Origin of the sequence: Methylomicrobium sp. Wu6 (assembly GCF_035916875.1) — a bacterium.
In the GTDB taxonomy this organism is placed as follows: domain Bacteria; phylum Pseudomonadota; class Gammaproteobacteria; order Methylococcales; family Methylomonadaceae; genus Methylomicrobium.
Genome location: NZ_JAXUHN010000069.1, coordinates 1 through 25,680, shown reverse-complemented (window position 1 = coordinate 25,680; position 25,680 = coordinate 1). Strand labels below are relative to the sequence as shown.

21 protein-coding genes and 1 pseudogene are annotated in these 25,680 nt (G+C 53.2%); 21 read left to right on the top strand and 1 reads right to left on the bottom strand.

Annotated features, from left to right (window positions below):
• Positions 1-232 precede the first annotated feature (232 nt).
• The 17 genes from U2W12_RS08465 (at position 233) to U2W12_RS08385 (ending at position 19,848) form a co-directional block, all read left to right on the top strand.
• Positions 233-1,183, top strand: a complete 951-nt coding sequence (locus U2W12_RS08465) for a multicopper oxidase domain-containing protein (RefSeq protein ID WP_326500239.1) — start codon at positions 233-235, stop codon at positions 1,181-1,183.
• A gap of 17 nt (positions 1,184-1,200) precedes the next feature.
• The gene (locus U2W12_RS08460; protein WP_326500238.1) at positions 1,201-3,015 is read left to right on the top strand and encodes a hypothetical protein; all 1,815 of its coding nucleotides are present in this window, start codon (positions 1,201-1,203) and stop codon (positions 3,013-3,015) included.
• Positions 3,016-3,163: 148 nt separating this feature from the next.
• Complete coding sequence (locus U2W12_RS08455) at positions 3,164-3,436, top strand: hypothetical protein (protein WP_326500237.1); 273 nt, start codon at positions 3,164-3,166, stop codon at positions 3,434-3,436.
• Between the two features lie 547 nt (positions 3,437-3,983).
• Positions 3,984-4,397, top strand: coding sequence for an NADH-quinone oxidoreductase subunit A (gene ndhC / locus U2W12_RS08450; RefSeq protein ID WP_326500236.1), 414 nt, complete (start codon positions 3,984-3,986; stop codon positions 4,395-4,397).
• A 3-nt stretch (positions 4,398-4,400) separates the two neighbouring features.
• Complete coding sequence (locus tag U2W12_RS08445) at positions 4,401-5,039, top strand: NADH-quinone oxidoreductase subunit B family protein (RefSeq protein WP_326500235.1); 639 nt, start codon at positions 4,401-4,403, stop codon at positions 5,037-5,039.
• 28 nt (positions 5,040-5,067) lie between these two features.
• The gene (gene nuoC / locus U2W12_RS08440; RefSeq protein WP_326500234.1) at positions 5,068-6,846 is read left to right on the top strand and encodes an NADH-quinone oxidoreductase subunit C/D; all 1,779 of its coding nucleotides are present in this window, start codon (positions 5,068-5,070) and stop codon (positions 6,844-6,846) included.
• Position 6,847: 1 nt separating this feature from the next.
• The gene (nuoE, locus tag U2W12_RS08435; protein WP_326500233.1) at positions 6,848-7,342 is read left to right on the top strand and encodes an NADH-quinone oxidoreductase subunit NuoE; all 495 of its coding nucleotides are present in this window, start codon (positions 6,848-6,850) and stop codon (positions 7,340-7,342) included.
• Complete coding sequence (gene nuoF / locus U2W12_RS08430) at positions 7,342-8,634, top strand: NADH-quinone oxidoreductase subunit NuoF (protein ID WP_326500232.1); 1,293 nt, start codon at positions 7,342-7,344, stop codon at positions 8,632-8,634. The genes nuoE and nuoF overlap by 1 nt, the downstream gene beginning before the upstream one ends.
• On the top strand, positions 8,634-11,405 hold the full coding sequence (gene nuoG, locus U2W12_RS08425; RefSeq protein WP_326500231.1) for an NADH-quinone oxidoreductase subunit NuoG: 2,772 nt from the start codon (positions 8,634-8,636) through the stop codon (positions 11,403-11,405). Before nuoF ends, nuoG begins: the two co-directional genes overlap by 1 nt.
• Entirely contained in the window at positions 11,402-12,361 is a 960-nt protein-coding gene (gene nuoH / locus U2W12_RS08420; RefSeq protein WP_326500230.1) for an NADH-quinone oxidoreductase subunit NuoH, read from the top strand. Before nuoG ends, nuoH begins: the two co-directional genes overlap by 4 nt.
• Positions 12,362-12,386: 25 nt before the next feature.
• The gene (gene nuoI / locus U2W12_RS08415; RefSeq protein WP_326500229.1) at positions 12,387-12,902 is read left to right on the top strand and encodes an NADH-quinone oxidoreductase subunit NuoI; all 516 of its coding nucleotides are present in this window, start codon (positions 12,387-12,389) and stop codon (positions 12,900-12,902) included.
• Positions 12,903-12,915: 13 nt separating this feature from the next.
• Positions 12,916-13,434, top strand: a complete 519-nt coding sequence (gene nuoJ, locus U2W12_RS08410; RefSeq protein ID WP_326500228.1) for an NADH-quinone oxidoreductase subunit J — start codon at positions 12,916-12,918, stop codon at positions 13,432-13,434.
• Entirely contained in the window at positions 13,431-13,739 is a 309-nt protein-coding gene (gene nuoK, locus U2W12_RS08405) for an NADH-quinone oxidoreductase subunit NuoK (RefSeq protein ID WP_326500227.1), read from the top strand. Before nuoJ ends, nuoK begins: the two co-directional genes overlap by 4 nt.
• Before the next feature lie 9 nt (positions 13,740-13,748).
• Positions 13,749-15,584, top strand: a complete 1,836-nt coding sequence (nuoL, locus tag U2W12_RS08400; RefSeq protein ID WP_326500226.1) for an NADH-quinone oxidoreductase subunit L — start codon at positions 13,749-13,751, stop codon at positions 15,582-15,584.
• Positions 15,581-17,080 carry an NADH-quinone oxidoreductase subunit M gene (gene nuoM, locus U2W12_RS08395; protein ID WP_326500225.1) on the top strand — a complete coding sequence of 500 codons (1,500 nt, stop codon included), beginning with the start codon at positions 15,581-15,583 and terminating at the stop codon, positions 17,078-17,080. The genes nuoL and nuoM overlap by 4 nt, the downstream gene beginning before the upstream one ends.
• Positions 17,077-18,510 (top strand): NADH-quinone oxidoreductase subunit N, encoded by a 1,434-nt coding sequence (locus U2W12_RS08390; protein WP_326500224.1) that lies wholly within the window; start codon positions 17,077-17,079, stop codon positions 18,508-18,510. The genes nuoM and U2W12_RS08390 overlap by 4 nt, the downstream gene beginning before the upstream one ends.
• A gap of 162 nt (positions 18,511-18,672) precedes the next feature.
• Positions 18,673-19,848, top strand: coding sequence for a cation:proton antiporter (locus tag U2W12_RS08385; protein WP_326500223.1), 1,176 nt, complete (start codon positions 18,673-18,675; stop codon positions 19,846-19,848).
• Between the two features lie 83 nt (positions 19,849-19,931).
• Here U2W12_RS08385 and U2W12_RS08380 read toward each other — a convergent pair whose 3' ends face one another.
• Entirely contained in the window at positions 19,932-20,123 is a 192-nt protein-coding gene (locus tag U2W12_RS08380; RefSeq protein ID WP_326500222.1) for a LysR family transcriptional regulator, read from the bottom strand.
• 462 nt (positions 20,124-20,585) lie between these two features.
• On the opposite strand from U2W12_RS08380, the gene U2W12_RS08375 reads away from it, so the two are divergent.
• The 4 genes and pseudogenes from U2W12_RS08375 to U2W12_RS08360 form a co-directional block, all read left to right on the top strand.
• On the top strand, positions 20,586-22,181 hold the full coding sequence (locus tag U2W12_RS08375) for a DHA2 family efflux MFS transporter permease subunit (protein WP_326500221.1): 1,596 nt from the start codon (positions 20,586-20,588) through the stop codon (positions 22,179-22,181).
• Positions 22,181-23,752: an efflux transporter outer membrane subunit gene (locus U2W12_RS08370; protein ID WP_326500220.1), complete on the top strand. Its 1,572-nt coding sequence runs from the start codon at positions 22,181-22,183 to the stop codon at positions 23,750-23,752. The genes U2W12_RS08375 and U2W12_RS08370 overlap by 1 nt, the downstream gene beginning before the upstream one ends.
• 100 nt (positions 23,753-23,852) lie before the next feature.
• Positions 23,853-25,049, top strand: a complete 1,197-nt coding sequence (locus U2W12_RS08365; RefSeq protein ID WP_326500219.1) for an HlyD family secretion protein — start codon at positions 23,853-23,855, stop codon at positions 25,047-25,049.
• 386 nt (positions 25,050-25,435) lie between these two features.
• A pseudogene (locus U2W12_RS08360) lies at positions 25,436-25,680 on the top strand (hypothetical protein); the annotation flags it as partial.

The following is a 25,680-nucleotide window of genomic DNA, read 5'->3' as shown; positions in this document are numbered from 1 at the left end:
CAACGAAGCCCCAGTTACCTAGCTTGCTAGGATCTCATTAACAATGCTGGAGACGACCTGGAGAGAATCATTGTTTGGCTTGATTGATGGTGAAGTCGCTAAGTCTCTGTTAATTCAGTCATGGACAGTTTTTATCGCAAAGTTCGAAGGGATTTTTCCAACAACGGTTTTAGAAACGTTGGGTGAAGTAGGAGCTTCAGCTAAAGCTTACTTTTATAGAGAGGCAATAAAAATGACAAAAATAGCCGTTTTAATCTTTTGTGTATTTACCTTTATGCAAGCGGCGCACGCCGATACGGAATCAGGAAAAACCCACCTGATCACGATGAAAGCAGCCAAACTGGACTCAGGACAGTTGGCCTATCAAATGGTAAGCCACAAAATACGCGACGCGTCGGGACAGGTCGAAGACATTACCGGCCGCTACAGCCCCGAACCTACCATTCCCGGTCCCGCGATCGTGATGACCGAAGGCGACAAAGCAGAAGTGACTCTGGAACAGGGCATCAAAGGATCTAATGAACCGGTCAGCATCCACGTGCACGGCGTCCATTACAAGATCGACAGCGACGGCACGATGAAAGTATTCAACCATACTTCCGATCAGGCTGCCTTTCCGGGCAAGCCGTATACCTATAAATGGACTGCTGCGCTCGGCACCGCTGGCACCTGGCCCTATCACGACCATGCCTTCGGCAACCCGGTCCTCGGTTCCGAAGATAAGGGCCTGTACGGCACCCTGATCGTCAATCCTAAAGGCGGCAAGGTATCGGCGATGATCGACGGCCAGATAAAACAGGTGGATATCAAGGATGTCAAACGCGAGTTCATCCTGTGGATGCACGAAACCACTTTCTGGGGCCAGGAGCTCAACCATCTCGCCAACCGCCAGGTTCCATTGTGGACTAACCCTACTATCGGAGCCCGCGAGGGCGAACTGGTGCGTTTCCATGTCATCGGCATCGGTACGGCCTTCCATACCTTTCATTTGCATGGCCACCGCTGGATTCAACCGGGTACCTCGCATTTGGTCGACACCGTCAACATCGGTCCGATTGTGCGGGAGGCCTTCGTAATCAAGGCCGGCGAAGGCGTGGGCCCCGGCAACTGGCATTATCACTGCCATGTTCTGCAGCATATGCAGAGCGGCATGATGGGCGGTTTCAGAGTGATAGAAAATTAAAACCGGAGAATATAGCCATGACAAAAATTTCCAAATTAACGGCAGCGATTTTAATGACCGGTTTTACCGGATCATCATGGGCGGCTCAATCGGGGGCTGACGATCTCATTCTCAGTGTGCCGGGCCTGATGCCTTCGGCGGTACTGGAGATGTCCGACGAACCGGGGCTTTGGTTTAAAGATCCTGTCGATGGAGATGCCTTGGTGGTCATCAAACCCGCGCAGGCGGCGATGATCAAGATGACCGACACCAACACCGAGCACACCATCACCAGCCTGTTATGGCCGGCGGGCGCCGAAAACTTTCCTGTGGACCAGGAAAAACCTTCCAGCGCCAGCGTGACCCAAGCTTTTAACAAGCCGGGACTCTACGTGTTCACCTGCAAGGTGCATCCCTATATGTTCGGCGCCGTTGTGGTGGACGACCCGAACACCAAGGGACTGGATATCGGCAGCGAGCTGCAATTGGTGACCGGCGCCAAGGTACCGGCCAGCAGCGACCTTGCCAAGCGTTTGCTGCGTACTTTTTTCGTGGCGACCACGCCGAGTCTATGGCGCGATTACAGCAAGCCCAAGTGGGAAGTGAATCTGCCCGATATTCCGCTCAATATCGAGGGCAACACCATCAGTCTCAGCGCGCTCAGCATGACCATGCCCAATGAATTGAAAAAGCCTGGCGCCCCAGGAGTAGGCGAAGTCTGGGTCAACACCCAGTTCGAAATGATCGAGGGCAAGAAGAAGCCCGGCACCGCCACGCGCATCAATACGAGGAGCTGGAGCACGACCAATAAATTCAAGGGCATCAAGGAGGATATGAACAATCCTCACAACATGTGGACCGACAAGCGATATGAATATATCTACCAAACCCAGTGGTTTGACAAGAAGCTGCTGACCTTCGACCGTGCCAACGGCCAGGTTTACAGCAATATCGTGGTTGGAGAATCGCCATCTCATGTCATGACCCGGCCTGCCAACGACATGCTTTATGTTGCCATCAACGCCGGGGAACAGGTGGTCAAAATGACGGGCGGCAAGAACCCTTCTGCTCAGAACAGCATTAATACAGGGCCCCATACTTCGCCCCATGGCCACTACATTACCGATGACGGTAAATATATGTTAACGCCCAACGCTCTCGCTAGCAGCGTGTCTGTGGTGGATCTCGATAGCGAGAAAACAACTGAAATTCCAACGGGGGGAATCATACCGATTGCCGTCTGGGGCACAATGGATGGACAGCGAGCCTACGCCGCCAATCTGCTGGGTACGCCACCGTTACTAAGCAGTCTGACGGTGATCGACATTCCGGGCAAGAAAAAGCTGATGGATATCAATCTTGCTGCCGATTACGATCCGGTATCCGGAAAGATCAGCGGCGAAGCCTACGGCCTGTTACCGATCCAGACCCCGGTTAGCCCGGACGGCAAGTACGTGGTCACCGCCAATACCTTGAGCGCGAGTCTCACCATCGTCGACACGGCCACCAACAAGGTGATCAAGAGCCTGCCCTGCGAACCGGGATGCCACGGCGTCCATTTCGGCATGAAGCAGGGCGGCGGCTATTACGCCTATGCGGCCAGCAAATTCGCCAACGATCTGATCGTGGTGGATATGGACAAGCTGGAAATCGCCGGCCGGGTATTGTTGTCCGATCCCAAGGACAGCAGCATTAAGGCGCACAATGGCATGGGCGGTCAGGGCATATTGGCTCTGCCGCTGGTGGAGCATGGCAATCTGAAGGAAACATTGAAACTTTCAGGCAAAGGCGAGTTAAGTCCGGAAGTTGAAGGCTGGCTGAAAGAATTAACACCCGAGCAGAAAGGGATATAGCATCGGGCGGCGAGGCAATAATCGCCGTTTAATTCAAGCCTGATTTGGGTATATTGCCGGCGGATTAGAATCTGTTGATATTTCGCAACAATTGTACAAATTCTCTGCCCGTTTTGGGCAGAGATGCACAACGGAGAGGAATTGAGCGATGGGCAATGGGAAGTATTTTACGCAAGCGGCAGGCGGCTCATCCGAAGCGGACTCTTTGGGGCGATCGAGAGGGGGGTCTTCGGCTAAAACCTACGCTATTACCGATGCGCAGGGGTATCTGTTGGATTTCATTCTGATCGCAGGAGAAGCCGGCGGTACCGGGCAAGCCGAGAATCTGTTGGCACTGACGTCCGAAGGCGTCAGTGCTTTGTTAGCCGACAAACGCCATGACGGCGATGATTTTGTCCAGGCCGTCCGCGAAAGGAATTGAGCCCGCCATCCCGCCGATTGGTTTGTGTACAAAGAGAGCCATTTGATTGAGTGCTTCATTGGTTTTTATGATTTGTGCCCGTATTGACTTGGCTGAGGTAAATGCCGACAGAACCAGCTAAAGGGGGGGGTATTTGAACCATTGCCAATGGGTTCATTTCAACCAAAAAAAATCATTCCGAACCTTGTTCACTCATGCTTGTAACGCTTAGAAGTTTGATTCCACTTATGTTCATATAAATTTCGTTTTATGGCATGAAATTAGCTTGATGATCTATATATTCGGCAGAAATTTCTATAGGCCTGATTTACTAAACATTAAGGTTATATGAAACGATTGGATTATTTATTGTCTAATAATGCATTGCGGATCCAGGTGGCAAGAGTGAAAGCGGAAAGCCATTTCGCTCAACAACCGGCGCAATAGTTATCTCGCGATAACCGAGAAAGACAGGGAATTAGTTTTTTAAGTTGGTGTGACGCTTTCTTAATATTTAGGAAGCGCAGCCCGTATTTTCGTTATTGAACGCATGACAACGGTGCACCTGATGATCATTGAAGCTCGATTCGCCGCTGATCTATTGCCGCTCATCCTCTATTTCGCGGCGGTGCTTGCCGTTACCGGCATCATGCTCGGAGGAGCCTATTTTCTGGGGCAGAGACACAGCGCCAAGGCCGCTGACGAAACCTTTGAGTCGGGTATTGTCGCAACCGGCGATGTTCATATCCGCTTTTCCATTCAGTTTTATCTCCTTGCCATTTTTTTTGTTATTTTCGACATGGAGTCGGTGTTTCTGTTTGCATGGTCGGTGGCCCTTTACGAGTCAGGCTGGCCGGGCTTTATCGAGGCCTTGATCTTTATCGGCGTGTTGCTGGCATCGTTAGTTTATTTGTGGTCGTCAGGCGCTCTCGATTGGCGCACCCGTCGGCAGCGTAAGGTGGATCCGGATTATCAGGAGTAAGTGATGCGTTGGAATCTGACTAAGGCAGAAAACGATACGGCCCCAACGCCGGGGCAGCAAACCTATGAAGAGGCGATACGCCGAAATTTCCTTTTCGCCAGGCTTGAAGACATGGTGGCCTGGGGCCAGTCCAATTCGGTGTGGCCATTCAATTTCGGGCTTTCGTGCTGCTACGTGGAAATGGCGACTGCCTTCACCAGCCGTCATGACATTGCCCGCTTCGGCTCCGAAGTGATCCGAGGCACACCCCGGCAGGCCGATCTGATCGTCATTTCGGGAACGGTTTTCCGCAAGATGGCGCCGGTTGTCAAGCGGCTTTACGACCAGATGCTTGAGCCGCGCTGGGTGATTTCAATGGGGTCTTGCGCCAACTCCGGCGGCATGTACGATATCTATAGCGTAGTGCAGGGAGTCGATAAGTTTTTGCCGGTGGACGTTTATGTGCCGGGCTGTCCGCCGCGTCCCGAAGCGTTGTTGCAAGGTTTGATGCTACTGCAGGAAGCGATCGGCAAGGAAAGGCGCCCATTGAGTTGGGTTGTCGGCGAGCAGGGTGTGATTAAACCGGTGAAAACCAGTCAACGCGATTTGCTGACCGAAGAAAGGATGCGCATTCAACAGCTCAGGGACCCCGATCATGTATGAGAACCGTCAAGGTAACGTGGGGGAGATCATGGACAGCAATAGGGCGATGGCCAAAATTGAGTCCGGTCTGCCGCAGATTGTTCGCGAACTATCGAAGCGGTTTGGCAACAATCACTTTACCTTTCAGCAAACGGCCGACGGCATACCTACGTTGTGGATTCCAAGAGAAAATCTCCGTAGCGTTCTTGGCTTTTTGAAAAACGAAGCGAAACCCGCTTACCCCTTGCTATTCGATCTGACGGCCATGGACGAGCGTCTGCGAACCCATCGGCAAGGACTGCCGGAAAGCGCATTTACTGTTATTTATCATCTGCTTTCTTTTGGCCGCAACGAGGATATCCGTCTCAAAGTGGCGCTGTCCGAAGACACCTTCTCCCTGCCTTCCGCCAGTGCTATCTGGCCTTCGGCCAATTGGTACGAACGCGAGGTATGGGATATGTTCGGCATCGTTTTCGAGGGTCATCCCAACCTGCGCCGGATTATCATGCCGCCGACCTGGGTCGGTCATCCTCTGCGTAAGGAGCATCCCGCCCGCGCTACCGAAATGGAACCGTTTAGCCTGTCCGACGAGCGCCAGGAGATCGAACAGGAAGCGTTGCGCTTCGTTCCGGAAGAATGGGGAATGCGGCGGCAAAGCGAGGACAGTGATTTTCTCTTTCTTAACATGGGACCCAATCATCCCAGCGTTCACGGCGCCTTCCGGATTGCGCTGCAACTGGATGGCGAGGAAATTATCGACGCCGTTCCCGACATAGGCTACCACCATCGCGGCGCGGAAAAAATGGGCGAGCGCCAGTCCTGGCATACGTTCATTCCTTATACCGACCGCGTGGACTATCTGGGCGGCTCGATGAACAACCTGCCGTACGTGCTGGCGGTGGAGCGCTTGGCCGGCATCAAAGTGCCGGAACGGGCGCAGGTGATCCGCGTGATGATCGCCGAATTTTATCGCCTTGCCAGCCATTTGCTGTTTTACGGCACCTATGCCCAGGATGTCGGCCAGATGTCGCCGATCTTTTACATGTTCATCGATCGTGAAAAGGTGTTCGACATCATGGAGTCGATTACCGGCGCTCGCATGCATTCCAGTTATTTTCGCATCGGCGGCGTAGCTCTGGATTTGCCCCAGGGTTGGGATAAACGGGTACGGGAATTTATCGGCTATTTGCCGTCGCGCCTGGATCAATACGACAAGTTGGTCATGAAGAACAGTCTGATCAAGCGGCGCACGCAAGGCATCGGCTCTTATACCAGCGCAGAAGCCATCGACTGGAGCGTGACCGGCGCCGGGCTACGGGCGACCGGATTCGAATGGGATTATCGCAAGGCGCGTCCCTACTCAGGTTATGAAAACTACGAGTTCGAAATTCCTATCGGCAATCGGGGCGATTGTTACGACCGTTGCGCGGTGCGGGTGGAAGAGATGCGGCAAAGTCTACGCATTATCGAACAATGCCTCGAACAGATGCCGGAAGGCCCCTATAAGGCCGATCATCCGTTAACCACGCCGCCGCCGAAAGCGCGGACTCTACATGATATAGAAACCCTGATCCAGCATTTTCTCAATGTCAGCTGGGGACCGGTCGTTCCTGCCGGAGAGGCCAGCGTGACCATTGAAGCAACCAAGGGACTGAACGGCTACTATCTGACCAGCGACGGAGGCACCATGTCTTATCGAACCCGTATCCGGACGCCGTCCTTTGCCCATTTGCAGATGATTCCGCTAATGAGCCGCGGCATGATGATCGCCGATCTGATCGCGATTCTGGCCAGCATCGATTTCGTAATGGCGGACGTGGATCGTTGACATGACAGAGAACATACAAAAATTTGCAGGGTTGAGTCCCGAGGAAATCACGGAGATCAACGCCGAGATGACGCGTTATGCCGACAAGGCGGCAGTCTCGATCGAGGCCCTGAAAATCGTGCAAAAGCACCACCGCTGGGTTTCCGACGAAGCTTTGGTCGCCGTTGCCGAGCTTCTGGAAATCTCTCCGGCACAACTGGAAGGCGTGGCGACCTTTTACAATCTGATCTATCGCCGGCCCGTAGGTAAAACCGTCATTCATTATTGCAACAGCGTCACCTGCTGGATGCTGGGCGCCGAAAAAGTCCGCGAGCGTTTGTGCCGTCATTTTCACGTCGATTTGGGCGAAATGACGGCGGACGGCGAATACACGGTATTGCCGATCGTTTGCCTCGGCGCCTGCGATCACGCACCGGTGGCCATGGTCGGAGATCAGCTTCGGCTCGACATCACCGAAGAAAATACCGTTTACGAGATTTTGGGAGACCGCCGGTAATGGAAACAACGGAAAACAAGCCGCTGACCAAAAATATCCGGCCCGATCGCGCCTTTGCGACGTTGGCGGATTACGAGAGCACCGGCGGCTATCAGGGCCTCCGCAAGGCGATCTCGGAACTTCAGCCGAAAGAAGTGCAGCAATGGGTCAAGGATGCCGGACTTAGGGGCCGAGGCGGGGCCGGCTTTGTCGCCGGGCTTAAGTGGAGCCTCGTTCCGATGGACGATGATGCGCTCAAAACCCGTTATCTGATTGCCAATGGCGACGAGATGGAACCGGGCACCTTCAAGGATCGGTTGCTGCTGGAGAAAGACCCGCATCAACTCATTGAGGGCATGATCATTGCCTCTTACGCAATACAGGCCAATATTGCGTATATCTTCCTGCGCGGAGAATACCGTCTGGCCGCGCGGCGTCTCGAAAACGCCCTGCTCGAAGCGCGCGTCAAGGGCTATCTGGGCGAGCATATTTTGAATTCGGATTTCAATCTGGAGATCTATCTGCATACCAGCGCCGGACGTTATATCTGTGGCGAAGAAACGGCGTTGATCAATGCGCTGGAGGGGAAGAGGGCCAATCCCCGCACCAAACCGCCATTCGCAGTGGTCAGCGGACTTTGGGGCAAGCCCACGGTGGTCAACAATGTGGAAACCTTATGCAACGTGCCCCACATCCTCCATTACGGGGTCGACTGGTATAAGGGACTGGGACGTGGAGCCGATCAAGGCACCAAGCTATTCGGGGCAAGCGGCCGTGTTAATCGTCCCGGTCTCTGGGAATTGCCGATGGGAACGCCGATCAGGGAGATTATCGAAGAACATGCCGGCGGCATGCAGCCGGGTTATCAACTGCGCGGTTTTCTGCCGGGCGGCGCATCGACCGATTTTTTGCTGCCCGAGCATCTGGACGTGGCCATGGATTACGAGGCCGTAGCCAGGGCAGGCAGCCGCATGGGCACCGGCACTTTGATCATTCTTGACGACAAGACCTGTCCGGTGCGGATGGTGCTGAATCTGGAACAATTTTTTGCCAGGGAGTCCTGCGGATGGTGTACACCCTGCCGGGACGGCTTGCCCTGGGTCGTCACTCTGCTGCAGGATATTATTGACGGACGCGGCCGACTCGAAGACCTTGGCACCTTGTCGGGATTGAGCCGCATGATGAGCCCGGGCAATACTTTCTGCGCGCTGGCGCCCGGAGCCATGGAACCCTTGCAGAGCGCGCTAAAATTTTTTCGAGAGGATTTTGAGCGTTATATCCTCGGCAAAAACAGCATTGTAGGTGCAGGTTAATGGCTACGATCGAAATCGACGGCGTGCAATATACGGTCAAAGAGGGGGAAAGCCTGTTAGCGGCCTGCCACACACTGGGACTTGACCTGCCTTACTTTTGCTGGCACCCGGCACTGGGGTCGGTCGGCGCATGCAGGCAGTGCGCCGTGATTCAGTATCGCGATGCGGACGATACACGCGGCCGGTTGGTCATGGCTTGCATGACGCCGGTTGCGGACGCCATGCGTATTTCCATCAAGACCGATCAGGCGACGCAATTTCGCAGCGGCAACATCGAACTGTTGATGACCAATCATCCTCACGATTGCCCGGTCTGCGAAGAAGGCGGCGAATGCCATTTGCAGGACATGACGCTGATGTCCGGACATACCGTTCGGCGCTATCGCGGCCTGAAACGTACCCATCAAAACCAGTATCTCGGCCCGTTCATCAATCATGAGATGAACCGCTGCATCGCCTGCTACCGCTGTGTCCGCTTTTATGACGACTATGCGGGCGGCAGCGACCTGCATGCCTTGGGCGTGAGTAACAATGTCTATTTCGGCCGATTCGAAGACGGTACGCTGGAAAGCGAATTCAGCGGCAATTTGGTCGAAGTCTGTCCCACCGGCGTCTTTACCGACAAGACCTTCAGCGCCCACTTTGCCCGCAAATGGGATTTGCAGACCGCGCCCTCGGTCTGCGTGCACTGCGGTCTGGGCTGCAATATTGCACCCGGCGAACGCTACGGCGAACTCAGGCGCGTCGTCAACCGTTATAACGGCGAGGTCAACGGTTATTTTCTCTGCGATCGGGGACGTTTCGGCTACGGCTTCGTCAACAGCCCCGAACGTATCCGCTTGCCTCTACTGAACGGCCGGAGCGAAATCGCCAATGAAACGGCGGAACAACACTTTCGAGAGCTGCTAAAAAACGGTCAGCCTGTCATAGGAGTCGGTTCGCCGAGGGCCTCGCTGGAAGCTAATTTTGCCTTGCGTACGCTGGTCGGGGAGGAAAACTTCTTTCTCGGTCTCGAGGAAACCGAACAGACGTTGTTTGAAACGATAGTCGATCTGTTGCGCTACGGCGGTATCCATACGCCTTCCTTGCGAGAGGTCGAGCAGGCCGATGCCGTGCTGATTTTGGGCGAGGATCTGACGAATAGCGCGCCCAGGCTGGCGCTTTCGGTGCGTCAGGCCGCACGTAACGCGGCATTGGATCTGGCTAGCAGTATGCACATATCGCCCTGGCTGGATGAGCCTGTCCGTGAACTGGAAAAAAACAATCGAAGTCCGATTTTTATTGCCGGTATTTGTGCCACCCGTCTGGATGATGTTGCTGCGCACTGTTATCGCGGCAGCCCGGAAGACATTGCGCGCCTGGGCTTTGCAATTGCGCGCGGCCTTGATCCTCAGGCTCCTGCGCCTGCCGACCTCAGTGCCACCGAACACTCGCTTGCGGCCGTTATTGCGGAAAGCCTGAAATCGGCTAAACGTCCGCTGGTCGTGTCTGGAACGAGTTGTGCCAGCCTCGCCGTCATTCAGGCGGCATTCAATGTTGCCAAGGCGCTGTCTGCAAAGGACAAGCAGCTAATTTATACGGTGCCCGAATGCAATAGTCTGGGGCTCGCCATGATGGGTGGGAGACGCATGCGGCAGGCTTTCGAGCGGGTCAATGAAAAATTGGCCGAGACCGTCATTATTCTTGAAAACGATCTGTATCGTCGGGCGCAGGAACAAGATGTCGATGCGTTTCTGCGGACCGCGGCGCATGTGGTGGTGCTAGACTCGCTGAATACACAAACGGCAGATAATGCAGAACTGTTATTGCCTGCTGCGACGTTCGCTGAATCAGAGGGGACACTGGTGAGTAATGAGGGCAGGGCGCAACGTTACTTCCCTGTCTATCCCGCGGCGGAGCCTGTGCGCGGCAGTTGGCAATGGCTGTTGGCTGGCATGGAAACGACTGACTGGAAGCACTGCGATGAACTCACGGCCGCCTGCGCCGAGGCTTTTCCAGCGCTCGCAGCCATCGCCAAGGAGGCTCCGGATGGCCAATTCAGGATCGCCGGTATGAAAATTCCCCGGCAACCGCACCGCTACAGTGGCCGCACCGCAATGCTCGCCAACATAAAAGTCAGCGAACCTCGGCAGACCGTCGATCCGGAAACACCCTTTGCTTTTTCGATGGAAGGCATAACAGTCGGTGTGCCAGCTGCTCTGGAACCGGTTATCTGGGCGCCCGGCTGGAATTCGAACCAGGCCATCAACAAATTCCAGGATGAAATCGGCGGCCATTTACGGGGCGGAGATGCGGGCGCAAGGCTGATCGAAGCAACCGGTGCAATGCCTTGGTTTACGCATATCCCGGACGCATTTAAGCCCATGGAAGGGCAATGGCGCATCGTGCCGCTTCAGCATATTTTCGGCAGCGAGGAATTAAGCAGGCATTCGCCGCCGGTGGCCGAGCGCATGGCCAATCCTTGCGCCTCATTGAGCCCGTCGGATGCCGCCGTACTGGCTGTAGAGTCCGGCGACCTTCTGGAAATCAAGAGCCTTACAGGTATTTCGATCATATATCTTCCTGTGAAAATAGAGCAAACGCTTCCTTGCGGTCTGCTGGGAATCACCGCAGGACTGCCGGAAACTTTGGGGATCAGCCGGTTGAGCTTGGTCGTATTGACTAAAGCGGACAAAACTTTCGCATTTGCTCCTGCTCAATACCCACGTTCTTTAAGTAAAGCTTCCGATTCATATCTACATCCTGTAGGTAATTCCGGGGACAAACCATGACCAATACAGGCATAGGCAGCGCAGTGGATATTATCGGCATCCTGCTTTCGGCGATTTTGGTTGCCGCGATGCTGATCTGGGTAGAGAGAAGGCTGTTGGCCGTCTGGCAGGACCGTCTCGGACCCAATCGGGTCGGTCCGTTGGGTCTGTTTCAGGTGGTGGCGGACATGATCAAGATGTTCTTCAAGGAAGACTGGATACCGCCGTTTGCAGATAAACCGGTGTTTGTGCTGGCGCCTACCATCGTGTTCATTACCATGCTGACCGGTTTTTCCGTGGTGCCTTTCGCTCCGGGCGTCGGCATTATCGATTTCAATTTCGGACTGCTCTACTTTCTGGCGCTGACATCGCTGTCCGTGTACAGCGTGGTCTTGGCGGGCTATGCTTCCAACAATAAATATTCAATGCTTGGAGGACTGCGAGCCGCGGCTCAAACAGTCAGTTACGAAGTCTTCATGGGCATTTCCATCATGGGCGTCGTGATGCTGTCCGGAACCTTCAATTTGCGGGAGATCGTCGAGGCCCAGCGCGACGGCTGGTTTATTTTCCCCCAGTTTTTGGGCTTTATCGTCTTTATGGTGGCCGTTATCGCCGAAAGCCGCCGGGCTCCCTTCGATCTGCCTGAAGCCGAACAAGAGCTGATCGGCGGATTTCATACCGAATATTCAGGCATGAAATTCGGCATGTTTTTCGTCGGCGAGTATCTCGGTGTCACGCTCAGTTCTGCGATGATCGTAACCCTGTTCTTCGGCGGCTGGCTGGGTCCCTGGCTGCCGCCGCTCGTTTGGTTTTGTTTGAAAACAGCGGTCGGCATCGTCTTCTTTATTTTATTGCGGGGTTCGCTGCCACGGCCCCGCTATGATCAACTGATGGCTTTCGGCTGGAAAGTGATGCTGCCGGTGGCGCTGTTAAACCTGCTGGTTACCGCCGCCGTGGCGCTGACATTGCGCAGTTAACGAATCGGGAATTTAAGGATAAACCATGTTGAGCCAATTACGAACACTCTGGGAAGTACTCAAACATACTTTCGTCAAACCGGATACGGTGGAATACCCCGAGCACAAGCCGGCGCTGTTTCCCCGTTATCGAGGCCGCATCGTTCTGACTCGCGATCCCGACGGCGAAGAGCGTTGCGTTGCCTGTAATCTTTGCGCTGTAGTCTGTCCCGTGGACTGCATCGCCCTGCAGAAAGCCGAAGATGAAAATGGTCGCTGGTATCCGTCCTTTTTCCGTATCAATTTTTCCCGCTGCATACTCTGCGGATTTTGCGAGGAAGCCTGTCCGACCTATGCCATTCAACTGACCCCGGATTTTGAAATGTGCGAATACGACCGCCAGAACATGGTCTATGAAAAGGAACATCTGTTGATTAACGGTACGGGCAAGTACCACGATTACAATTTCTACCGGGTTGCCGGCATGACCGTCGGCGGCAAAAATAAGGGGCAGGCCGAAAATGAAAGCCCGCCTATAGACGTAAAAACGCTGTTGTCATGATAGGGAGGCCTGTATGGAGATGACACTGTTCACCATCGCAGCGGCCGTCGCCGTTTTTGCGACGTTGATGATGATCACCGGCTTCAATGCGGTACACAGCCTGCTTTATTTGATCCTGTCGCTGCTGGCCGTGGGCATTATTTTTTTTCTGTTAGGCGCGTATTTTGCCGCTGTGCTGGAAGTGATTATCTATGCCGGCGCCATCATGGTGATTTTTGTCTTCGTGATTATGATGCTCAACCAGGGCCAAAAGACGGTAGACCAGGAACATGAATGGCTCACGCCGGGCATGTGGATAGTGCCGTCTTTGTTGGCGCTAGTTCTGTTAGGCGAAATTCTGGTGGTGATCGCCGTCGGCGGCAATGCGGAGACCGGCCAGTTGGTCAATTCAAAACAGGTTGGTATCGCCTTGTACGGCCCCTATCTGCTGGCTGTGGAACTGGCTTCGATGCTATTGCTGGCGGGGTTGGTAGGCGCCTATCACCTGGGCAAACCCATAATCAAAAGAAACAGGCAAGAGAGGGACTCATGAACGGAATTCCTATGGAATACGGTTTGTTGCTATCCGCCGTTCTGTTTGCGTTGGGGCTGATCGGGGTGCTGGTGCGGCGTAACCTGATCTTCATACTGATGTCTTTGGAAATTATGCTGAATGCGACCGGACTCGCATTTGTCGTGGCCGGGTCAAGATGGGGGCAGGCGGATGGGCAAATCATGTTTCTGCTGATACTGACGCTTGCAGCGGCGGAAGTGGGTGTCGGCCTGGGTTTGGCGCTGCAGATTTTCCACCGTTTTCACTCTCTGGATGCGGATGCTGTGAACGAGATGAAAGGCTAGGAGGCGCAAGTGATTACATTGCTTTGGCTGGTGCCGCTGTTCCCCTTATTCGGTTTTGTACTCCTGGTATTGGCCGGAGGTCATTTTGCCAAACCGGCAGTTGCCTGGATTGGCGTCGGAACCGTGGGTATTTCCGCTATCCTGTCAGCCTTGATCGGCGCGGAGTATCTGGCTGGAGACAGGGAACCTTACCGGTTGGCTATAGGGTCGTGGATGGCGGTTGATGATTTGTCCGTGCCATTCGGGTTCTACCTCGACTCCTTATCGCTGACGATGTTGTGGGTTGTGGCCGGCGTCGGACTGCTGATCCATGTTTATTCGGCTGGTTTCATGGAAACCGATACCGATTATGCAAGGTTTTTCGCCTATATGAATCTGTTTGTTTTCGCCATGCTGGTGCTGGTGCTGGCTGACAATCTGGTTCTGCTCTATATGGGCTGGGAAGGTGTAGGTCTCGGCAGTTATCTGCTGATCGGATTCTGGTATCAAGATCCGAATAACGGCTATGCGGCGCGAAAAGCGTTTGTGATGACCCGGGTGGGTGATACGTCGATGGCGCTCGGCCTGTTTTTGCTGTTTACGCAATTGCATACTCTCGATATTCAGTCGGTCATGCTTAGGGCCTTGAGCCAATGGGAGACGGGGGCTTTGTTGCCGGTTGCCGCCGCCGCACTGTTGTTGGGCGGCGCAGTGGGTAAATCCGCGCAGTTGCCGCTGCAAACCTGGCTTCCCGATGCCATGGCCGGCCCTACGCCCGTTAGCGCGCTGATCCACGCGGCGACCATGGTGACGGCCGGTGTTTACCTCATTGCCAGAACCCACGACTTGTTCCTGCTTGCGCCTACGATTCAGTTTGCAGTCGCGTTGATAGGTGTCACGACTTTATTGTTGGCCGGCTTTTCTGCGTTGATGCAGACCGATATCAAACGTATCCTCGCTTATTCAACGATCAGCCAGATCGGCTATATGTTTCTCGCTTTGGGCGTCGGAGCCTGGTCGGCGGCTATTTTCCACCTTATGACTCACGCCTTCTTCAAGGCCCTATTGTTCCTGGCTGCGGGCGCGGTGATTTTTTGTTTTCACCACGAACACAACATTTTTAAAATGGGCGGCCTGCGGAAAGCGATGCCGGTCGCCTTCTGGAGTTTCCTTATCGGCAGTGCGGCGTTGTCTGGACTGCCGTTTACTTCCGGCTACTATAGCAAACACCAAATCTTGCTGGCCGCGTTCGATTTCTCCCCCGGTTTGTGGGGGGCCGCCTGTTTCGGCGCATTGATTACCGGCATTTACAGTTTCCGCCTAGTGTTCGTCGTTTTTTTCGGTTCCGAACACGCCGCAGTCGAAACGGTTATCGGCCGGCGCATGAGCGTGCCCTTGCTGTTGCTTTGCCTACTGGCGCTCACCGGCGGTTTATTGCAGATACCCCTGGATTCGGCGTTTCCTGTTCCGGCCGAACAAGAAGCGCATCGCCATCTCGATTGGGTGGGCGGCCTCACTGTAGCGGCGCCTATTGCCGGTCTGATAATTGCGGCTTTGTTCTACCTTACCGGTACATTTTCGGCGGAGCGACTAGCGTCAATTGCATGGGGTAAGACACTGCAGCGCTTCTGGCTTTCCGGCTGGGCATTTGACTGGCTTTATGACAACGTGTTGGTGCTGCCATTCAAGTGGGTTGCCGAATTCAATAAAAACGATGGAATAGATGGGGTCTATGAAGGAATGGCAACGCTCAGCAGGAGCATTCACCACATCGCCAGCGCATCGCAATCCGGCAGGTTGCGCTGGTATGCGGCATCGATGGGTTTTGCGGCCGCCGTCATCGTCGCTATAGGACTGTTGTCATGATGCTGTTCGCACTGATTGCCGTTTTATTCTTGGGGGGGCTTGCGGCTTGGTATTCTGAACGGTTCTGTCCTGCTGCCCCGCGCCGGATAGCCGTGGCGACGCTGGCGATAGAGGCACTACTGGTATTTGTGCAATTTTCGACGGCCGAACCTGTCGATTATTTGTCTGCCGGCGAGTCGCCGATCTGGATCGCCGATTTTAAGCGGCCATGGATTCCCCGTTTCGGTATCGGCTTTCATCTGGCCCTGGATGGGCTCAGTCTACTGCTGATCTCGCTGACGGTTTTTCTCGGCTTTATGGCGGTCAGCAGTTCCTGGACCGAGATCAAGCACCGGCAGGGTTTCTTTTTCTTTAATCTGTTATTTTGTCTGGCCGGGACGGTCGGTGTCTTCCTGGCAATGGATTTGTTTCTGTTCTTTTTTTTCTGGGAAGCGATGATCATCCCGATGTATTTTATGATCAGCATTTGGGGACATGAAAGCCGGATCTATGCGGCAATCAAATTTTTTATTTTCACTCAGGCAAGCGGCTTGCTGATGCTGCTGGCAATCGTCACTTTCGCGCTAATTTTTCACGACAATACCGGGATTTATAGTTTCGACTATTTCGATCTGCTTGAAGCGCCTCTCGACCCGACCATTGCCTTTTGGCTGATGCTGGGCTTTTTCATTGCCTTTGCCGTCAAGCTTCCGGCCGTCCCGTTTCATACCTGGCTGCCGGATGCCCATACCCAGGCGCCCACCGGGGGCAGCGTTATTCTGGCCGGGGTCATGCTTAAAACAGGGGCTTACGGTTTATTGCGTTTTGTCGTCCCCTTGTTTCCTGAAGCGGCACAAGAGTTTGCGCCTGTCGCCATGGCCCTGGGCGCAATCAGCGTGCTCTACGCCGCCATGATGGCATTCGCCCAGTCCGATTTGAAGCGGTTGATCGCCTATACGAGCGTCAGCCATATGGGGTTTATTATGCTGGGAGTGTTTTCCCTGAATATGCAGGCCCTGCAGGGTTCGGTCATCACCATGCTGGCGCACGGCATCAGCGCTTCGGCCTTATTCATGATCGCCGGGGCTTTGCAGGAACGTCTGCATACCCGTGAAATGAACTGTATGAGCGGTTTCTGGATCGAAATGCCTAGGCTGTCGGCAATAACTTTATTCTTTGCCATTGCCTCGCTGGGACTGCCAGGACTGGGTAATTTCATCGGCGAATTTTTGGTGTTACTGGGTGCCTTCAAGGCGACTGTCACGTTGACAGTATTGGCGGCTCTTGTGCTTATTCTGGCGCCGGTTTATTCACTCATCATCATCCAAAAAGTCTTTCACGGTCCATTGCGACGGCAGCATTTCCATTCCGATTTCGGCCGCCGTGAACTGGTTTTCATGGGGCTGCTGGTGTTGAGCACTGTCTGGCTGGGGCTTCATCCTCAGCCGGTATTGAACCTTGCCGCGCCGCCCTTAGAACAGGACATACAACTCTGCTGTCAGGGAGATAACGGATGAACATCGACCAACTGATCGCATTTTTGCCGTTCATCGCTATCGCCGGCACATCGATAGCAGTCATGCTGGCCATCGTCATCAGGCGTCATTTTGCCTTAGCCAGCATCGTCGCCGTCATTGGAATTGTGGTGAGTCTCATAGCCGTGACAATCACATGGGGGCGTTTTCCCGTCCAGGTGACGCCTCTGATGCGGGCGGATACTTATGGTTTGTTCTTTATGTCGCTATTGTTGACGGCGGGTCTTGTCGTCATCGCCTTTTGCTATGACTATTTTAAAGATTGCGACGGAGAAAACGAAGAACTGCTATTGCTCATCCTCATTGCTCTCCTGGGCGGATCGGTGTTGACGGCAAGTACCCATTTTGCGTCATTTTTTATCGGATTGGAAATACTCAGCGTTTCTTTGTTTGTGTTGATAGGGTATTCTTTCGATCGTACAAAGTCTCTGGAAGCGGCGATCAAATATCTGGTCTTATCCGGTGTGTCTTCCGCCTTCCTGCTGATGGGGATGGCGTTGATCTATGCGCAATGCGGAGCGCTTGATTTCAACGGTATCGGACAATTCATTGCCAACCAGCAGACGCTCGATGCCATGGTTTTGTGCGGAATCGTTTTCATTGTAGTCGGATTGGGTTTTAAGCTGTCGCTGGCGCCGTTTCATATGTGGACGCCCGATGTCTATGAAGGCGCTCCGGCGCCGGTGACTGCGTTTGTCGCCACTGTTTCAAAAGGCGCCGTTTTTACCCTGTTGTTGCGCTATTTCATCAGCAGCGGAGGTTTTTTTTATCCTTCCCTAATAACCGTTTTCAGTTTCATCGCCGTCATAACCATACTAGCCGGTAATTTACTGGCACTACTGCAACAAAACGTCAAACGGCTGTTGGCGTATTCATCCATCGCCCATATGGGTTATCTGCTGATTGCATTCATCGCCGGCGGCAGCATCGCTCCGGCGTTGGTGACAGAGTCCGTTACCTTTTATCTGATCGCCTATATCATTACCACGCTGGGCGCCTTCGGCGTTGTTTCAATCCTCGCCACCTCGAAGGCGGAGGCGGCGGAACTCTCATTTTATCGAGGCCTGTTCTGGCAAGAGCCCTGGCTGGCTGCGGCCTTTACGGTCATGCTGCTGTCACTGGCGGGCATTCCCCTGACAGCGGGGTTTATTGGCAAATTTTATATGTTTACTGCGGGCATCGAAGGGGGATTGTGGGGATTGTTGTTCACCCTGATTATTGGAAGCGCCTTGGGGTTTTATTCTTACTTAAGAATCATCGTCGTCATGACGATGAACATGGAATCGCCCGTAAATGCGGACGATAAGCTCCCTTACAAATGGATTTCCTATGCCGCGCTTGGGGCCTTAACAGTGCTGGTCTTCTGGCTTGGTATTTATCCCGGTGATTTGATGGAATTGATTCAGTCGTAGCAAGAATAATCGATAACATGATTTGGATAGCGTGGAGTAAAGAGCGATCACCGTATTGCAATCTGCAAAAAACTACAAACGGTGGCCGGTGTCCGATGACCCGCATTCACTCGGGTTCAAATGCAATAACATTAAATCTTAAATCCATTACGGAGCCTATTTATGGAAGCCTATCCTTCTGAACTTCTGCTGATCGTATTTGTTGCCATGTTGGCTCCGCTGCTTGCCGAATTACCTCGCGGATTCCGCTTGCCTGTGGTGGTCATTGAAATCGTTTTAGGGATAATGATAGGCCCTCATGTTTTACATCTCGCGAGTCCGGTTGGTATGGTTGATACGCTGGGCCAGCTCGGATTGACCTTTCTGCTGTTCATGGTCGGGCTTGAGATCAATGTTGACAAAGTTCGCGGCAGGCCCTTGTCATTGGCGTTGGGCGGCTGGTTTCTGTCGTTTATCTTGGCTACGATTTGTATGTTCTTCTTCAATGCCATCGGGCTTATCCAGGCGCCGCCCATGTTGGCGGCGGTCGCTTTATCCACGACGGCTTTAGGGGTATTGGGTCCCATTCTGCGCGACCGGGGAGAGCTGGATTCCGAGTTCGGGAAATACATGGTCGCCGCTGCCGCGGCGGGTGAGTTCTGTCCATTACTGGTCATCTCGCTTTTGGTTATTCCTACGCACAGTACCCTTGTACACACCCTGTTTATAGTGACTTTCATCATCATTGCCCTGGCCGCGGCGAATGTTGCTCTCAACATGCGATCATTACGGGCTATCGAAAGATTGGCGCACACGATGCAGAGTAGCGGGCAGCTTCCCGTTAGAATTTGCCTTGTGTTGCAAGTCCTGTTCGTTGTGCTTGCCTCAAAATTCGGACTGAATATCGTGATGGGAGCCTTTGCCGCAGGTATGGTTGTTGGACTTGCCAGCAAAGGCGAAGGGGGAGAATTGTTACGGCATAAGCTGGACGCCATTGGGTACGGTTTTCTCATCCCCATCTTCTTCATCGTCGCCGGCATGAAGTTTGAAGTCAGCGCCTTATGGACTGGACCTCTCGCGCCTATACAAGTGACGCTGTTGCTGGGCTTATTGGTGCTGGTTAGAGGCATTCCGGTCATTTTATATAGGCAGGCGTTGGCGCCAGAAGAGCAAGTGCCTTTTGCACTCTACTCCGCTACCGGCCTTCCCCTCATTGTCGTCATCAGCGAAATCGGTGTTTCTTCCGGACTTATGCGTTCAGACAGGGCGGCTATTTTGGTGGGCGCAGGTATGATTTCGGTTTTACTCCTGCCCTTCCTGGCCGTCAAATTAAGAGGTAAATTACTTTTACCCTGGTAGCTATTCAATAGTTGGCGCACCGACTTTAATGCTGGTTCGGAACCGGCTGGGAAGCCCGATATTTCGGCTTGCCTGTTCCAGCGTCAATAATAGCGATTCGGCATGACGCAAAAAAAATGAAGGCTTTGCTGGGCCAAATTCATTCCGGATCGTTTACGTACGAACAAGGGCGTCCCTGAATAAGGCTCCAACCGTTGGGTGCGCGCACTCGCACCCGTCGATTGAGAGACATCCAGTCTATTCGCCGCTTCTTGAAGGCCGCCCTTCGAGGCCACGCTCAAAAAATTCAAATTTGTACGATACCCATAATAATTTACATCGACTTTATCGATATTAAAGTCAAATAAAATTCGTTTGTCTTATGTTAATCTCGAATTTATAGTATTGCACAGGGTTCCTGGGTTGATCCGTAGTGTTGGCAGCGGGAATTTATTGAGCGCTTCCCGCACAACAAGAGGTTCAACCAAAATCAGCGAATGCAAGCCGGTTCTGTTGTGGGCCAACGGCTTTTGCCTTTGTCGGCCATAGAGAAATTCATGATGAATTTAATTCGTACTTCCTAATTTGAAGGTGAGGCAGAATATGGCGTCAATTCAACACATAATTGGGGGCTACCAGAGAGCCTATGCTTTGTTCAAATTAGCGAAAGCACTATCCGCAAGGCAGCGGACCGCAATCATGATGTGCAGACGTAAAAAGCCGGATTTTGGCTGCAACCGGTAGGAAACCCGGATCCTATGGCTATCACTTACGCTGAGAGACTGAGCGGCTGGCGTTTTATCCTTTTTAACGTCCTGCTGGCTTTGGGACATATGATCGTATTGTTCAACGTCGGCTCCTATATTGCGATGATGCCTCATGTTGCCGGCGATTTGGGCGGCGTGACGCCTAGCTTCGGAACCTGGGCTCAGACCGATTTCATGATGGCCCTGGCATTAGCTTTTCCGCTAAGCCGCTGGCTCTCAGGAAAGTACGGCGCCTATCGCGTGTTCGTAGCGGCGTTTTTTGTCTACGCCTTCGCTTCTTATCTCTGTGCGATCAGTGAATCCCTATGGCTGTTTATTCCGGGGCGCGTACTACTCGGCTTTGCGGGCGGGATTACGCTCCCCGTCGGCCAATCCCTGTTATTGAAAGAATATCCCGATAAACTGAAAATGTTAGCGTTGGGTATCTGGGGTCTGGTCACGCTCATGCCTTTTACGATCAGTTTTTCGATAGGCGGCGTGATCGTCGACGAGGTCGGCTGGCGCCGCCTTTTTTATCTGAATACGCTCATCGCTTTGGTCATTGCCGCGACCACCGGTTCGTTGCTTGCCGGGCGGGGATTCGAACGCAGCTACATTCGGTTCGACTTTATCGGCTTTATGCTTCTTGCCGTGGTCCTCGGCGGCATACAAACCATTTTGAATCAAGGTAACGATTTTGACTGGTTCGATTCGCCTTTTTTGCGGGCTATGGCGATTCTTGTCATCGTCGTTTTGCCTTGCTTCATTATCTGGGAGCTTGGGGAACGTCATCCGGCACTCGACATACGTCTTTTTGCCCATCGTAATTTTGCTGTCGGGGTGATCTGCTTTACGGTGGGATTTCTCTTGATCCAGGGATTGCTTTCGATGTTTATCGTCCAGTTGCAGGTGTTGCTGGGATATTCTTCTTTTCTGGCCAGCATGGTTTTTCTGCCCATGATCGTGCTGGCGGTACCGGTGACTTTGATCATGCACGGTTTACCTCTAAATCTTGACGCGCGTTTGCTTGCCTGTATCAATTTGCTTGGTTTCGCCTTGGCCTTGTTCTGGATTGGGCTGTTCGATGAACCCGCTTCGTTCGATCAAATTTTTTGGCCCATGTTACTATTCGGCTTATTTCTGGGTTCGTTTTTTATTCCCCTGACCCGATTGACGCTTCACGGGTTTTCAGGGCAGCAAGAAATGCGTGCGGCGGAAGGAACCGGATTGCTGCGCATCGCCGCCGGTGCGTTCGGGATTACGCTGCAAGGGATTGTCTTGTTTAGGAGGATGCCTTTTCATCAACTGCATTTGGCGGATAATTTCGGCGGACGGAGGTTCGCTTCCATTGATTTGCTGCAAGAGCTCTCGGGCAAGTTGGATAGCGCCGGAGTCGCGGCGGAGATGGTCAAGAGCGAACTTATGGCCATCATTAAACAGCATGCCGCCATCCTGGCAATGAACGATGCTTTTTTGCTGGCAAGTTACCTGTTTGTCGGCCTGGCTGGGCTGGTTTGGTTGGCTTATCCAGCTTATCCGCACCTTCATCCGAGCAAGATTGAAAAGCTCGAAGACATTCGGGCGGAAGAAATGATGGAGGAACCATGATGAGTCGTTTGGACACGGCGCGATGGCTGCTTAATCAGTCCTGTATCGGGATGATGTTTCTGGTTTCCGGTTGCGCCTGGATACCCGCAGGGGATAAGCCTGCCGAATTTATAGAAGCCCCATCCATGGAGCACACGCTATCCGATTCCGATCACAATGAACTTGCCGCTAGCTCGCCACAATGGCCGGCTGAACGCTGGTGGCTGGAGTTTGGCAGCGCTGAACTCAATAACCTCATGACTATTGCGTTAAAAAATAGCACCGGTCTCAAAGTCGCAGCCGCCAGAATACGTCAGGCACAAGCCTTGGCTCGCGTGGAGGGAGCGAGGCTGCTGCCATTTCTGGACGCAGAAGTCGAGCTTGCGAATGAGCGCATTTCAGAAAATGGTGTTTTTGCCGTTCTCAATCGAAAAGAGGCGGCGGGGGCGAATATCCTCTTTGGTCGGGTTAATCCCTTTAACTTTCGCTACGAATTTGATTTTTGGGGAAAAAACCGTGCCGCATTGGAAGCGGCGCTGGGCGAAGCATCGGCCGAGAAGGCCGAGCACGCCGAAGTTTGGTTGCAACTGACGGGCGCAATCGCCAGATCCTACTTTCGCGGAGTCGCGCTGCGCCAGCAACTCGATTTGATACACGATATCGTAGAACTGCACCGCGAATTACTCCAGCTGGCCGAGACGAGGTTTCGGTTGGGCCTGGATTCCGCCGATCCGGTGAAGCAGGCCAAGGTCGATTTGGAGTTAGCCAATAAACGCGAAGCCGGTACCCGGGATCAGTTGGACCTCCAGAGGAATTTACTGGCCCGATTGATAGGCAACGGCCCCGATTCGACGCAAAGCCTGTTTACCGATAGGGATCAGGGCGACATCCCTAAAGACTTGCGGTTACCCGCCAAGCTTCCGCTGGAATTGCTTGCCCATCGTCCGGATCTTGCGGTCGCTCTCTATCGTGCCGAGGCGGCGGCGCAAAGGGTCAAGGTGGGCAAGGCCAGTTTTTTGCCCACGATCGATCTGACTGCCTTCGCGGGATTGAATGCGCTCAGGTTGACGAAAGGGGCGAGTTCTCTGGCCAATATCCTGTTTTCGGGCTCCAGTTTCTCCTACGGCATCGCGCCGGGCCTGCGGCTTCCCTGGTTCGAAGGCGGGCGACTGCGTGCAGAATTGTCGGTCCAACGAGCCGAGTACGACGGGGCGGTGGAACTGTATAACGATACCTTACTGCACGCCATCCAAGAGGTCGCCGATAGCCTGAGCAGTTGGAAAGAGTCGCGTTCCATACTTGAGGCACAAAACCGCTTATTATCCTCGCAACGCCAAAATGAGGAGCTCGCTGCAGATCGCCTTCGTCTTGGTCTGGACGATCGTCGGGCGATGCTGGGCCGTCATGATGTTGTGCTGGATCAGGAATATGCCTTGAAGACACTGGAAGCCGACCATTTGGTTGCCATGGTGGATTTGATTGAGGCGTTGGGCGGCGGGTACTCGAATGATCTTAAGATTGTCCAACAATTAATTAAGCATAAACCGGAACACCCTGAAGGCTTTGACTTGTACAAGTGGTTGATATTTTGAAGTTGGACGCAACGCTCAAATCGGGGGCAGCGCCCTCTGTTGTAGAGAAATCACAACGCCTTAAAGCGAAACTAAAACCGGGTATCGCCAATAATAACCAATGAAAATTCATCCCAAAGATATTCGGGCTCGCCGCAATCGATATTTAGTGTCGGTCATTCTCGTGCTGATTGCGGCGGCTATGAGCTATGCCGGTTATTGGTGGCTGTATTGCCGTTATTGGGTTGTGAGCCATAATGCCTTTGTCTCCGGTAACCTTATTCCGGTCGAGGCTGACGCGACCGGTATTGTAACCCAGGTGTTGGCGGAGGAAAGCCAATACGTCAACAAGGGCGATCTTCTGGTCCGTCTTGATGAGCACCGGGCGCAAACGGCTTTGCGCCAGAGCGAGGGGGAGCTTGGTCAAACGGTGCGCGAGATCGGAACCGTTTTCGCCACGCGTCAGCAGATGTGTCAAAAAATCATTGCTCGTTCGGCCAGGCTGGATAGGGTACGCCACGATGTGATCCGGTTAAGACAGGCGATTCCAAACGGTTCCGTATCGGATCAGGCTTTGCAAAATGCCGAAGACCAAATGACCGTCCTTGAAGCCGAGATGCGAGAAGCGGAGGCCGAGTTCAAATCCATCGAAGCTAAAGTGGGAGGCACCAGCAGGATTCGGCATCCGGATGTCGAAACGGCCAAGCATAAGTTTGTTGCTGCCTATCTTGAATTTAGCCGGCAGCAAATTCGCGCTCCCGCTTCAGGTTATGTCGCCAAACGCAAAGTCCAGGTAGGCAATCGGATTCAACCGGGCGACCCGCTAATGACCATTATTCCCCTGGATCATCTATGGGTAGAAGCGAACCTGCGGGAGACCGAGTTGCAGCGGATACGCCCCGGCCAGCAGGCTGAGATTATTGTCGACCTTTATGACGATAGCTACGTTTTTCATGGAACGGTAGAAGGGTTAGTTCCCGGCACCGGCAGTGTTTTTGCTTTATTGCCTCCCGACAACGCGACCGGAAATTTCATTCATATCGTACAGCGTGTGCCCGTGCGTATCGCGCTACGAGAGGATGAGATACTGAAACACCCTATCCGCCCGGGGCTCTCTACCGTAACGTCTATTAACGTGAAAGATTCCGAACGGTCCCTGAGCGCATCGCTGGTTGCGGCTTCCAGCCCGGAATATCAAACAGATATTTTTGTTGATGAGCTTACTAAAGCGGAATCCAAGGCTCAAGAGATCATTAAAAATAATGTGGTTTCGCCAGGCGATGCTTTAGACACAAATTGTAGCGGAATCAAAAAGTAACCTGTAATAACTTTTGGCGTATCAAATCTGTTCTTCTGTGCGAGGCAGGGGCGAGTAGTCTCCGGATGGGGTAGCAGGGCGATTTCAGGAAGCGCTGTTTGCGGAGTATTAAAGCGACAAGGCATCCCATTTTATAGAAGTCGGCATCGGTGGCGGAACAAGGGGGGTTGGAACAAAGTCCTATTGATGATCTGCGGAGAAAAAGATCCCGTGCAACGGCTTGAACCTATCTTTACTGCACTGGCGCAGGAGAGAGGTGATATTTACCTAACACCTCATGGAACTCATCCGCCGGCCCCGTAGAGTTGGGTTATTTGCCCTGCATACGCTGTCCGACAGGACGTGGGGTATTCCGCAATATATAAATTAAATCAAGAGAGGCGACAATGAACAAATTATTTTGCATTGAACTTAAAACTCTGCCGGTCGCTGTTATGATCGGGAGCCTTGTATTTTTCTCCAACCAACTGGCCGTTGCGCAACCCCTTTATAAGGCCGAAGGAGACAAAGTTGATAAGTGCTTAGCAGAAAGTAAATTGGTATTGAGAGCCAAAACCAGCGCCGATTTCATCGATAGCCTCCTCAAGTTCGGTAGGTGTAAACGATTGGAATGGCAGCCACTCGTATTTCA